Here is a 12,121-nt window from a genome sequence, read left to right as displayed (position 1 = left end):
AGGCTCTTCCCAAGGAGATTTTCCATGAGCACCGACCACCCCATCCTCGCCCCCGGCGTCGCCGAAGGCCCCGAGTTCACTCACGTGCGCACCATGTTCGATGGTGACCGTGCCACCGCGGAGATCGGCGCGAAGATTACCGCTCTAGGTGTCGGCACGTGCGAAGGCCACTTCACCATCCGCCCGGAAATGTGCAATGGTCACGGCACGGCCCAAGGCGGCTACCTGTACATGTTCGCCGATTCCATCTTCGCCGGCGCCTGCAATTCAGGCGGCGACTTGGCCGTGGCCGCACACAACTCGATCCACTACATCGCACCCGCCTTCGAAGGGGACGTCGTCGACGGCGTTGGAATTACCCGCCAGGCATGGGGCCGCAACGGCGTTGTCGATGTCACCCTCAGCATCAAGGGAAAGCCCATCGCCGAATTCCGCGGCACATTCCGCGTTCTCCCTTCTAAACCACAGAATCGCAACGCGTAAAGCGCAGATGTAAGCCCAGCAGAGGGCATGCAGAGATAGGGCGCAGCTCACAAAATTGGTTGACATAGCTCACACCTGCGCCATATACTGACCAACCAGTCAGTAAGTATTACCCAGCCCACACTGAGCAGAGAGGGAACGATTCCTCCCATGACCCCATCAGAAAAAACACTCGCCGCCGTCCCGGCTGCGGATGAAGCACAAGCACAGCAGCACTTCGACGAGCTCATCGCCGAGGATTCCCGCATCGAGCCCACCGACTGGATGCCAGCTGCCTACCGCAAGACCTTGACGCGCCAGATTTCCCAGCACGCGCACTCCGAAATCATCGGCATGCAGCCGGAGGCCAATTGGATTACCCGCGCACCTTCGCTCAAGCGCAAGGCCATTCTCATGGCGAAGGTGCAGGATGAAGCCGGCCACGGCCTCTACCTCTACTCCGCTGCGGAGACCTTGGGCACGTCGCGCGACGAGCTCGTGCAGCAGCTTCTCGACGGCACCGCCAAGTACTCCTCCATCTTCAACTACCCGGCGCGCACGTGGGCCGACATCGGAGCCATCGGCTGGCTGGTGGATGGCGCCGCCATCTGCAACCAGGTCCCGCTCTGCCGTGCTTCCTACGCACCCTATGGCCGCGCCATGGTGCGCATCTGTAAGGAAGAGTCCTTCCACCAGCGCCAAGGTTGGGAGATCCTCTACGAGCTGTCCCACGGAACGCCCGAGCAGAAGCAGATGGCGCAGGAAGCCATCAACCGTTTCTACGGCCCAGCACTGCAGATGTTCGGCCCGCCGGATGATGACTCCCCCAACTCCAAGCAGTCCATGGCGTGGAACATCAAGCGCTTCTCCAACGACGAACTGCGCCAGCGCTTCGTGGACATGATCGTCCCGCAGGCTGAGGCCCTTGGCCTGCACTTCGAGGACCCGGACCTGAAGTGGAACGAAGAGCGCGGCCACTATGACTTCGGCGAGCTCGACTGGTCCGAATTCAAGGCAGTTATCAAGGGCGAGGGTCCCTGCAACGTGCAGAGGATGCAGCGCCGCCGCCAAGCGCATGCCGACGGCGCCTGGGTCCGCGAAGCCGCTGCGGCCTACGCCGAGAAGCACCACTCGGCTGATACCTCGCTCATCGCTTAACGCCTAAGCACACTGCCCAACCAGCCACGACACTTTAAGGAAGATTCCATGTCTAGCTCCACTTGGCCCATGTGGGAGGTCTTCGTACGTTCCTCCCGTGGCCTTTCCCACGTTCACGCCGGCTCGCTCCACGCACCGGATGCCACGATGGCCCTGCGCAATGCCCGTGACCTCTATACCCGGCGCAACGAAGGAACCTCCGTCTGGGTTGTCCCCAGCGAGGCCATCGCCTCCTCCGACCCGGACTCCAAGGGCGGATTCTTCGAATCGCCACAGGGTAAGAGCTACCGCCACGCCACGTACTACGACAAGTCAGAAGGAGTACCGCACCTGTGACCGGATTTGCAGCCGCCGATTCTGCGACCAAACAATCGCAGGGCAACGGCATCACCGCAGAAGACATCGCCGCTTCCGGCGCAGTCGCCCCCGAAGACACGGCCAACTATGCGCTCATGTTGGGCGATGATGCCCTCATCTTGGCCCAGCGCCTGGGCTGGTGGATTTCGCGAGCACCGGAGATGGAAGAGGATATCGCCCTAGGTAATATCGCCCTCGATCTCATCGGGCACGCCCGCTTCCTCCTCACCTATGCCGGCACCGCATGGGGCAAAACTGAGGATGACTTAGCCTACTTCCGCAATGAGGAGGAGTTCCGCTCCGCGCGCCTTGTTGAGCAGGAAAATGGGGACTTTGGCTACACCATCGCCCGCCAGCTGCTCTTTTCCTACTACCAATACGGGCTCTACACCGCCCTGCTGGAGTCGAAGGATGAGACGCTCGCAGCTATCGCGGCCAAGGCCATCAAGGAAGTTGAGTACCACGTCGATCACGCCAACCAATGGATTCTGCGCCTTGGCCTCGGCACCGAGGAGTCGCACCGCCGGATCACGGAGGGCCTGATGTACATGTGGCCCTACCTCGACGAGCTTTTCGAGGATCTCCCGCTCCACGAAAAGCTGGCAGCAGAAGGCATCGCGGTTCTACCCTCAAGCCTGCGCGCGCAGTTCGACGAGCGCATCGCCTACGTCCTGGACAAGGCAGGCCTGGCCATCCCGGACGTCAAGCAAGCTCGCTCCGGACAGCGCACTGGGCGTTTTTCCGAGCACCGCGGTTTCATCCTCGCGGAGATGCAGTCCCTGGCGCGCCAGCACCCCGGCGCGACCTGGTAGAGACAAGGAAAGGACCAAGGTTTCATCGTGTCCATCACTGATAAATCCCACCCGCTGCGCCCCACGCAGCCTGATGATGCCCACGTGTGGGACGTCGCCGCCGAGGTGCCCGATCCGGAAATCCCTGTCATTTCCATCGCTGACCTTGGGATTCTTAGGGATGCTCGCCTCGAAGGCGACACTGCGGTGACCACGATAACGCCAACGTATTCCGGCTGCCCTGCCATGGAGCACATCACGACGGACATCACCAGAGCGTTGACCGAGGCCGGTTACGCCAAGGTACGCGTTGACCTCGTGCTCCACCCGGCGTGGACCACTGACTGGATGACGGAGACCGGCCGGCAAAACCTCAAGGACTATGGCATCGCGCCTCCCAGCGGGAAAACCCGGGTTACGCCAGAAGGTCCTATCCCGCTCACACTCGAACCACCGCCGGCCATCGAATGCCCCCACTGTGGCTCCCGCCGCACACGTAAGCTTGCCCAATTCGGTTCCACGTCCTGCAAGGCTCTGTACAACTGCCTGGACTGCATGGAACCCTTCGACTACTTCAAGGTGCACTAATGACCACGACTCCCTCCGCTCCCGCTAAGAAGAAGGCCACGTTCAACACCCTGACCGTGTCCGAGGTGCGCGCACTGACTGAGGATTCCGTGGAGGTTTCCTTCGCTATCCCTCCGGAGCTGCAAGACGACTATGACTACATCCCCGGCCAATACGTTGCCCTGCGGGCGACCATCGATGGCCAGGAAGTCCGCCGTTCTTACTCCATCTGCGATGTGCCGCGCGATGGCATTCTGCGCGTCGCCATCAAGCGCGACCGCGGTGGCGTGTTTTCCACGTGGGCTAACGACACTCTGAAGCCCGGCGACACCATGGATGTCATGAACCCGCAGGGCGCATTCACCTCGAAGACCCACCTAACCGGCCTCAACAACCCCGAGGCTGTACGCGAGGAACTGGAGAAACTGGAGAACCCACACCTCGTAGCCATCGCCGCAGGCTCTGGTATCACGCCGATCATGGCGATCGCGCAGACCGTGCTCCACACCTCCCCCGACACCACCTTCGAGCTCATCTTCGCTAACAAAGGCGGCGGTGACGTCATGTTCGCCGAAGAGATCGGTGACCTCAAGGACAAGTTCCCCACGCGCTTTGCCGTGCACCACGTCCTCTCCCGCGAGCAACGCGTCAACCCGTTGTTCTCCGGGCGCATCGACGCTGAAAAACTCCAGACCCTGCTGGATAACGTCGTACGCACCGACAACGTCGATGAATGGTTCCTCTGCGGCCCCTTCGAGCTGGTGCAGCTCGTACGCGACGAGCTGGCCAGTCGCGATGTCGGCGAGAAGGATATCCGCTACGAGCTGTTCACCACCGGCAAGCCCTCCGGAAACCAGAACCAGGCTGGCCGCCACGTCGAAGTCGATCCGGAAGGCGATAACGTCAGCATTAATTTCCAGCTCGATGGCCTCTCCGGTTCTGTTGAGTCCCCAGTTTCTGCACGGGAATCCTTGCTCAACGCGGCCCTGCGCGTGCGGGCCGACGTCCCCTTCGCCTGCGCTGGCGGCGTGTGCGGCACCTGTCGCGCCAAGCTGGTCGAAGGCGAAGTCGACATGGCGGAGAACTACGCACTGGAGGCCGACGAGGTCAAGGCCGGTTACATCCTCACCTGCCAGTCGCGCCCAACCACGCCCGCCATCGTCCTCGACTTCGACGCCTAGGAGTAATACCCATGATTGACCTGCACCACGACGCCGAAGCCGGAGTCGTCGAGCTCGTATTCAACAACCCGAAGGCCCTGAACTCCCTCGCAAAGGAAGATCTCGCCGAGCTCTCCCGCGCACTCGATGAGGCCGCGCAGCTTAACCCCCGCGCGCTCATCTTGCGCGGCGAAGGCAAGGGCTTTTGCGCCGGCCGCAACATCAAGGGACTCAACCCGCGCGAAGACGACGCCACTGCTTACCTCGCGGGCGTGGTTACCCCGGTGCTCAAGAAGATCGACAACTTCCCCGCTCCCACCTTCGCCGCCGTACACGGCCCGTGCCTCGGCGTGGGTCTCGGCCTCGCCTTGGCGTGCGATGTCGTGTACGTCGCCGAGGATGCCAAGTTCGGCTCTCCGTTCGCCAACCTGGGCGCCACCCTCGATTCGGGCGGGCACTCCCTCTTCGTCGAGCGTCTAGGAACGCACCGCGCGATGGACCTCATCATCACTGGTGATCTCATCTCCGGCGCGGAAGCAGTGCGCGCAGGACTCTTCTCGCGTGCAGTCCCGGCAGAGGAGCTGCTGGAGTTCACTCGGGACGTCGCCAAGCGCGCAGCCCACGGCGCCACCCAAGCTTTCCTCACCAGCCGCACCCTAGTCCAGGACATCCGCGATAACGGCACCGGGCTGTGGGCCAGCGTCGATGCCGAGAACATCGCCCAAGGAAAACTCTGCGATACCGAGGACTATTACGAGGGCTTCGCTGCCTTCAACGAGAAGCGCCCGCCAGTCTTCCACGGACGTTAAACCACCAACGCACCCCGTAGTCCACTCAGCTCAGTACACAAGAACTAGTTAAGGAAAAACATGACCGCTTATCTCGTTTCCGGCTTCCGCACCCCCGTGGGCCGCTACGGCGGCGCACTGTCTTCGGTTCGCCCAGATGACCTCATGGCCACCGCCATCAAGAAGACGGTAGAGGAGGCTGGCCTTGACCCCTCCGCGGTGGATGACGTCATCATCGGCAACGCCAACGGCGCCGGTGAAGAGAACCGCAACGTTGCCCGCATGTCCTGGCTGCTCGCCGGTTTCCCGGACACCGTACCGGGCATTACGGTCAACCGACTGTGTGCTTCGGGTATGTCGTCGATTGCCCTAGCCACCGCCCTTGTGGAATCCGGCCAGGCGGATATTGTCATCGCCGGTGGCGTCGAGTCCATGTCCCGCGCGCCCTGGGTCATGGAGAAGCCAAGCAAGCCTTTTTCCAAGCCAGGCCAGGTTTTTGATACCTCGATTGGCTGGCGCTTTGCCAACCCGAAGTTCACGGAGCAGGAGAAGATGACCTACTCCATGCCGGAAACCGCCGAAGAGGTGGCTAACGTCTTCGGTATCAGCCGCGAGGACGCCGATACCTTCGCCGTGCGTTCCCAGGAGCGCGCGCTCGCTGCTATCGAAGCCGGCAAGTTTGCCAGGGAAATCGTGCCCGTCGAGGTCACCGACCGCAAGGGCAACGTCACCGTGGTCGATACCGATGAAGGCCCACGCCCGGGCACCACGATGGAGGTTCTGGCCAAGCTGCGCCCGGTGACCTCCCTGGGTGACGTCACCACGGCGGGTAACGCCTCCTCGCTCAACGACGGCGCCTCCTGCGTCATTGTCGCCTCCGACGAGGCCCTGAAGAAGCACAACCTGACCGCCCGCGCCCGCGTGGTGGCCAACTCCGCGCGCGGTGTGCGTCCGGAGATAATGGGTACTGGCCCCATCCCTGCTACCCGCGACGTGCTGGAGCGCGCCGGCTGGGAGCTGGACAGCGTGGATGCCATCGAACTCAACGAAGCCTTTGCATCACAGTCCATCGCCTGCATCCGCGAGCTCGGCTTGGATGAGGACAAGGTTAACGCCTGGGGCGGCGCCATTGCACTGGGCCACCCTCTGGGTTCCTCCGGCTCCCGCATTACTTTGACCCTGCTCAACCGCCTGGAAACGGATGAGCTCAGCCGCGGCATCGCCACCATGTGCGTGGGCGTGGGCCAGGGCACCGCGATTGCGATTGAGAGGGTATAAATTGACGACTGCCATTGAGATTTCAACGCGCGGTGAGAACGACGAGATAGTCGTCGCCAAGCTCAACCGCCCCGAGGTGCGCAACGCCATCGATGAGCAGATGGTGACGGAGTTTCACGAACTGTGCGCCCAGCTCGAGTCTGATCCGCGCATCCTCATTATCACCGGCTGCACGGTAGATACCCCGAAGGGCCCCCGCGGGATCTTCGCCTCTGGGGCGGACATCGCGCAGCTTCGTGAGCGCCGCCGCGAGGATGCCCTCCGCGGCATCAACTCCGGCATCTTCCACCGCATCGCCTCACTGCCGGCCCCCGTCATCGCGGCGGTGGATGGCTACGCCCTCGGCGGCGGTCTGGAGCTGGCCTTGGCGGCAGACTTCCGCATGTCCACCCCTTTTGCCAAGTTTGGGCAGCCGGAGGCGGGCCTGGGTATCGCCGCCGCTGCGGGCGCTACTTGGCGCCTCAAGGAGTGCGTGGGCACCCCGTTGGCGAAGGAGATTCTGCTGACCGGGCGCATCCTCAACGGCGAGGAAGCACTGGCCAACCACCTGGTCAGCGAGCTGCATGAGCCGGATGCGCTGGTCGACGGCGCTCTGGAACTAGCCGGACGCATTGCCCAACAGGACCCACTGGCCGTGCGCTTGACCAAGCAACTCATCTCTATGCCGGAGTCGGCCCACCCGGCGGTGGATAACATCGCCCAGGCCGTGCTCTTTGAGTCCCCCGCCAAGTTTGAGCGGATGCAGGCCTTCCTGGACCGCAAGAAATAAACCTTCCACTCACAAGGAGATTCAACTCATGTCCTCAGTACTGCAGGTTCCTGCCAAGGTCGGCGTGCTCGGCGGCGGCCGTATGGGCGCGGGCATCGCGCATGCCTTCTTAGCCGCCGGCGCGTCCGTGACCGTGGTGGATATCAACGATGACGCCGTGGCCGCCGCCCGCGAGCGCGTGCACAAAGCCATCCGCGGCTCCCTCGACCGTGGTGCGGAAGGCAGCTTCGAATCCTGGGATGAGCGTCTCAGCTTTTCCACCACTGCCTCCGCTTTCGCCGGTTTCGACCTTGTGGTTGAGGCAGTTCCGGAATCGATGGATCTCAAGGTGGCCGCCTTCCGGGATATCGCTGAGGCAGCCCCACAGGCCGTCGTGGCCACCAATACCTCTTCGCTGTCGGTATCCCAGCTGGCAGAGAGCATCCCCAACGACGTCATCGGCCTGCACTTCTTCAATCCGGTTCCGGCTTCGAAGCTGGTGGAGGTGGTCGTCGCCGAATCCACGCCGGAAGCCCTCGTGGACACCGCCAAGGGCTGGGTCGAGGGCCTGGGCAAGACCGCAGTAGTGGTCAAGGACGCCCCTGGCTTCGCTTCCTCCCGTCTCGGCGTGGCCATCGCGCTTGAGGCAATCCGCATGGTGGAGGAAGGCGTGGCCTCCCCGCGCGATATCGACAACGCCATGGTGCTGGGCTACAAGTTCCCCATCGGCCCGCTAGAACTGACTGATATCGTCGGCCTGGACGTGCGCCTTGGCATCGCGGAGTACCTCGAATCTCAGCTGGGCGAGCGCTTTAGCCCGCCGCAACTCATGCGGGACATGGTTGCCCGCGGGGAGCTGGGCCGCAAGTCCGGCAAGGGCTTCTACGACTACTCCGAGTAGCCACTCCCTCCCACACCCGGCTCGGGCACCACGAAGCGGTACCCCAAGCCGGGCTCGGTGAGGAGGAAGGCGGGATTGGCTGGGTCATCCTCTAGCTTGCGGCGCAACTGGGAGGTGTAAATACGCAGGTAGTGCCCCTGCCCCTCAAAGCCTGGGCCCCAGATTTCAGAAAGCAGATCCTCTTTGCGTACCAAGCCGCCGTGGGCGCGAAGTAGCGTGGTGAGCACGCCCCACTCGGTGGGGGTCAGGTGCAGCGGCTCACCGTCTTTAGTGATGGAATGGCGCGGAACGTCGATCACAACGTCTCCGGCGCGTACCACAGCGGTCTCAGTGCGCCTCACTGGACTCTGTGGGCTACCATGTCTTAGCGCCACGCGCACGCGGGCCAGAAGCTCCTCCATAGAGAAGGGCTTGGTGACGTAGTCGTCCGCGCCGCGGTCGAGAGCTGCGGCGCTGAACAGCGGATCAGAGCGTGCCGTCAAGATGATCACCGGTACTGCAGACCATCCGCGGATTCCTTCCAACACGACGGTTCCGTCCATATCCGGCAACCCCATGTCCAAGATGACTACGTCTGGCTGCTGCTGTGACACCACCTGCAGTCCCTCAGCACCTGTACGTGCTGGGTGAACATCGTAGCCTCGAGCCTTGAAATTAATGCTCAATGTGTTGAGCAGACGCGGGTCATCGTCCACGATGGCGATGCTAGTTTTCTTCGACGTCATTTTTGTTCTCCTCCCGCGACGGGAAACCGCAAAATAAAGGTTGCGCCCGGGGTGGCAGCCACCTCGATGCTACCGCCCATGGCCTCCACAAAGCCTTGAACAACAGAAAGGCCAAGGCCCACTCCGTTGTCGTTGCTGGTATCACCCAAACGCTGAAACGCCTGGAACAGTTCCTTCTGTTTCTCCGGCGGGATACCCGGTCCTTCATCACCGACAATCAGTTCCACCTGTTCGGCGATGGTCTGAGCACTCATCGTCACCTGACCAGTCGGTGCATAACGCAGGGCGTTATCAAAGAGATTGGCCAAGACACGCTCCATGAGGGCTGCATCCGCGCAGCACGTAACTCCACGCACAGTAGGGTCCAGATGGATGCGCCCGATTTGCTCCGGGGAATGCCCAAAGGCGCAGGAAGCGATGGCACGATGAGCCACCTCTGCCACCTCGACGACGTCGTGGCGAGCGGTGATTGCTCCAGCGGTAAGCCGGGAGTAATCCAACAAATTGGTGACCAACCCGGTGAGTTCCTCGATGCTCGCCGCAGTTTCTGCCAAAAGCATATCTTGGTCCTCGGGAGTGAATTCAATGTCGGCATTACGCAATGACGACACCGCCAACTTGGCCGTTGCCAACGGAGTACGCAGATCGTGGCTGACACTCGACAGCAGTGCTCGTCGCAGCTCGTCTGCAGCGGCTATCGCATCAGCGCGCGCGGCCTCAGCAGAAAGCTTTTCGCGGCGAACAATTCCCGCCAGATAGCCCGCGACCACGGTGACAAGGCCACGATCCCGGGCAGACAGAGTCGGGCCCGCAAGACGAAGCTGAACCGTCCCATCTTCGCTCGCCACAACGGTGTCCACTGTCTGTTCATGGCGCACTTTCTCGGGAATATGAAGGTGTTTCGAAGTGCGCTCGGGGCTAACTGCGCGCCAGGTGGCAAGGACGTCACCGTTGTCATCCAGCAGCTCCGCTCGACGACAATTGAATGCCTCCCCCACCTTGCGCATCACGGCATCTTTCGGGGAGGAATCTGCTCGGCGATTCAACGCGGCACGGGAAAACACCGTAAGCAGCTCAGCATCGCGCGCAGCCACAGCTGCATTCGCCCGCTCAATCTTGGCGCGGCGCACAAGTATGCCAACTGCCAGAGCGATAGCCACCATGACCACGGCGATGATAGCGTTAGCGGGATCGGCGATGTCGAAGGTATGGATTGGCTCGGTGAAAAACCAATTGACCGCCAAACCGGAAGCCACCGCCACCACCACGGCCGGCCACAGGCCACCCACCAAACTGACAAGCAGAATGAGTGCAAAGTAGAACGCAGAACAGGTACCTGTTCCCAAGTCCTGGCTGTCAGCCTGCACTAACAACGCAGTGAGTCCGACGAAGGCCAACGCTGAACTAAGCCACGCGATTGCACGCTGCGGGAAGGGCCGGAAAGGATGCAGCATCCGCGTGAGCGGAAGCGGCTTTTCCGGGGGAAGGTTGACAAGGTGGCAGTCAATCGAGCCGGATTCGCGCAGTACTGTCTCTGCTACTGTGCTGTGCCAGTGCACGCCGAAACGCCGCCGCGGCGACACCCCGACAACAAGCTGGGTAGCGTTGACGCTTCGCGCAAAGTTGAGCAGAGCTTCCGGCACGGAGTCCCCAGTAACCTGGTGCAGCCGCGCGCCCACATCGTGGGCCAAGGTCTGCAGCCGGGCAAGTTGTTGCGCCGATCCCGCCACCGAAGAGGAACGCGACGTGAAGGAATCACCAAAAACAACGTGGACCACATGCAGTTCCGCCGAAGATTTCGTCGCGATGCGCCGCCCGCGCCGGATCAGGGTCTCAGCATGGGCAACGTTTTGGATGGCCACAACTACCCGCTCACGTGCTTCCCACGTATCGGTGATTTTTTGATCCGAGCGATACGTAATGAGTGCTTCATCAACCTGATCTGCCAGCCAGAGCAGTGCCAACTCGCGCAACGCGGTGAGGTTTCCCACGCGGAAGTAGTTGTTGAGTGCAGGTTCGATGCGTGCTTCGCGGTACACGTGTCCGTCGCTAAGCCGGGTGCGCAGAAGCTGCGGGGAGACGTCGACCAGCTCGATTTCATTCGCAGCACGCACTACCTCATCCGGCACGGTTTCCTGCGGTGCGATGCCAGTAATCTGCTTAACAACATCGTTGAGGCTCTCCAGATGTTGGATATTGAGAGTCGAGATGACGTCAATTCCGGCATCCAGAATCTCTTCGATGTCTTCCCACCGCTTCTCGTGCTCTTCGTCGCGAGGATTGGAGTGGGCAAACTCATCGACGAGGACTATGTCAGGCTTGCGCTCGATGACTGCGGCGGTATCCAGCTCCCCGGCGGACAGACCGTCAACGGTGCGCCGCGGAATGATCTCCAAACCCTCGCACAAGGCTTTCGTATATGCGCGACCGTGGTCTTCCACAATGCCGACGACAACGTCACGGCCTTGGTTAATCAGCGTGTGCGCCTCACTAAGCATGGCGCAGGTTTTGCCCGCGCCGGGAGCGGCGCCCAACAAAATCTTCAAGGTGCCGCGTTTGGTGCGCGAGGACGGCGCAGTTGCTTCGGTCAACATTGCTTCATCTTATGAGCTGATCTTTATGAGCAGGGAGTAGGCGTGGGCAACGACATATTGAGAGTTGTCACATTGACCGTGTCTTCGCCTAGAAACCCGAGGCTGGCATGCTCCGTGTTCTCGGCGATAAGCTTTTCCATCTCTTCCTCGCTAATGCCCTGCTCCCGAGCCACACGCGGAGCTTGCAGCTCGGCGTACTCGGGGCTGATGCCGGAATCCACTCCGGAACCGGAGCCCGTGACGGCGTCGGCAGGCACACGGTCTTCGCTTACGCCTTCCCGTTGGGCAATAGCGGCGCGGCGTTCCTGGATGTTCTTCTCCAGCTCCGTGCTGCTCGTACCGTAGTTACTCATTCCCTCGGCGCGAGGGAAGAAGTAGGGGCCCTCGCTCACCCCGTCTTGGATTTGGGTAGAACCCACGAGGCACTCACCTTGGTAGATGAGATTGCCGTCGGCGGACTGCGGTGTGATGCGGGAAATGGCCCACACAGCCGCCGGATAGACCATGCCAAGCGCTACGACGCAGAGCAGCACGGCGACAAAGCCGGCAATGAGGTTACGCAGATAAACACGCATTGTTCTTCCTTTTTCTT

General features: G+C 61.7%; 13 protein-coding genes. 10 read left to right on the top strand and 3 right to left on the bottom strand.

The genetic code is table 11. From position 1 onward, the window contains the following. Positions 1-24 precede the first annotated feature (24 nt). The 10 genes from QP922_RS10110 to QP922_RS10065 all read left to right on the top strand — a co-directional run bounded on the left by QP922_RS10110 (position 25) and on the right by QP922_RS10065 (position 8,210). Complete coding sequence (locus QP922_RS10110; RefSeq protein ID WP_284809311.1) at positions 25-483, top strand: hotdog fold thioesterase; 459 nt, start codon at positions 25-27, stop codon at positions 481-483. A gap of 150 nt (positions 484-633) precedes the next feature. Continuing rightward, the gene (gene paaA / locus QP922_RS10105) at positions 634-1,620 is read left to right on the top strand and encodes a 1,2-phenylacetyl-CoA epoxidase subunit PaaA (RefSeq protein WP_284809310.1); all 987 of its coding nucleotides are present in this window, start codon (positions 634-636) and stop codon (positions 1,618-1,620) included. A gap of 48 nt (positions 1,621-1,668) precedes the next feature. Beyond that, complete coding sequence (gene paaB, locus QP922_RS10100) at positions 1,669-1,956, top strand: 1,2-phenylacetyl-CoA epoxidase subunit PaaB (protein WP_046648767.1); 288 nt, start codon at positions 1,669-1,671, stop codon at positions 1,954-1,956. Further along, positions 1,953-2,789, top strand: a complete 837-nt coding sequence (paaC, locus tag QP922_RS10095) for a 1,2-phenylacetyl-CoA epoxidase subunit PaaC (RefSeq protein ID WP_284809307.1) — start codon at positions 1,953-1,955, stop codon at positions 2,787-2,789. The genes paaB and paaC overlap by 4 nt, the downstream gene beginning before the upstream one ends. 27 nt (positions 2,790-2,816) lie before the next feature. After that, entirely contained in the window at positions 2,817-3,356 is a 540-nt protein-coding gene (gene paaD, locus QP922_RS10090; protein ID WP_070669772.1) for a 1,2-phenylacetyl-CoA epoxidase subunit PaaD, read from the top strand. Further along, on the top strand, positions 3,356-4,516 hold the full coding sequence (gene paaE / locus QP922_RS10085) for a 1,2-phenylacetyl-CoA epoxidase subunit PaaE (RefSeq protein WP_284809304.1): 1,161 nt from the start codon (positions 3,356-3,358) through the stop codon (positions 4,514-4,516). The genes paaD and paaE overlap by 1 nt, the downstream gene beginning before the upstream one ends. An 11-nt stretch (positions 4,517-4,527) precedes the next feature. Beyond that, the gene (locus tag QP922_RS10080) at positions 4,528-5,304 is read left to right on the top strand and encodes an enoyl-CoA hydratase/isomerase family protein (RefSeq protein WP_284809302.1); all 777 of its coding nucleotides are present in this window, start codon (positions 4,528-4,530) and stop codon (positions 5,302-5,304) included. 60 nt (positions 5,305-5,364) lie between these two features. Continuing rightward, positions 5,365-6,561, top strand: coding sequence for a thiolase family protein (locus QP922_RS10075; protein ID WP_284809301.1), 1,197 nt, complete (start codon positions 5,365-5,367; stop codon positions 6,559-6,561). A 1-nt stretch (position 6,562) separates the two neighbouring features. Then, positions 6,563-7,330, top strand: a complete 768-nt coding sequence (locus QP922_RS10070; protein WP_246817003.1) for an enoyl-CoA hydratase/isomerase family protein — start codon at positions 6,563-6,565, stop codon at positions 7,328-7,330. Between the two features lie 28 nt (positions 7,331-7,358). Next, the gene (locus tag QP922_RS10065) at positions 7,359-8,210 is read left to right on the top strand and encodes a 3-hydroxyacyl-CoA dehydrogenase family protein (protein WP_284809299.1); all 852 of its coding nucleotides are present in this window, start codon (positions 7,359-7,361) and stop codon (positions 8,208-8,210) included. Here the strand turns inward: QP922_RS10065 and QP922_RS10060 are convergent. The 3 genes from QP922_RS10060 to QP922_RS10050 are packed head-to-tail and all read right to left on the bottom strand — an operon-like array spanning position 8,198 to position 12,104. Further along, positions 8,198-8,935, bottom strand: a complete 738-nt coding sequence (locus tag QP922_RS10060) for a response regulator (protein WP_284809298.1) — start codon at positions 8,933-8,935, stop codon at positions 8,198-8,200. The two genes, QP922_RS10065 and QP922_RS10060, sit on opposite strands and share 13 nt — an antisense overlap. Next, the gene (locus QP922_RS10055; protein WP_284809297.1) at positions 8,932-11,529 is read right to left on the bottom strand and encodes an ATP-binding protein; all 2,598 of its coding nucleotides are present in this window, start codon (positions 11,527-11,529) and stop codon (positions 8,932-8,934) included. Before QP922_RS10055 ends, QP922_RS10060 begins: the two co-directional genes overlap by 4 nt. A 23-nt stretch (positions 11,530-11,552) precedes the next feature. Beyond that, complete coding sequence (locus QP922_RS10050) at positions 11,553-12,104, bottom strand: potassium-transporting ATPase subunit C (protein WP_070669780.1); 552 nt, start codon at positions 12,102-12,104, stop codon at positions 11,553-11,555. Positions 12,105-12,121: the final 17 nt, after the last annotated feature.

Source organism: Corynebacterium sp. MSK218, assembly GCF_030232655.1.
In the GTDB taxonomy this organism is placed as follows: Bacteria; Actinomycetota; Actinomycetes; order Mycobacteriales; family Mycobacteriaceae; genus Corynebacterium.
Note: the sequence above shows the minus strand (reverse complement) of the source record. Positions and strands in the feature narration are given on the sequence as shown.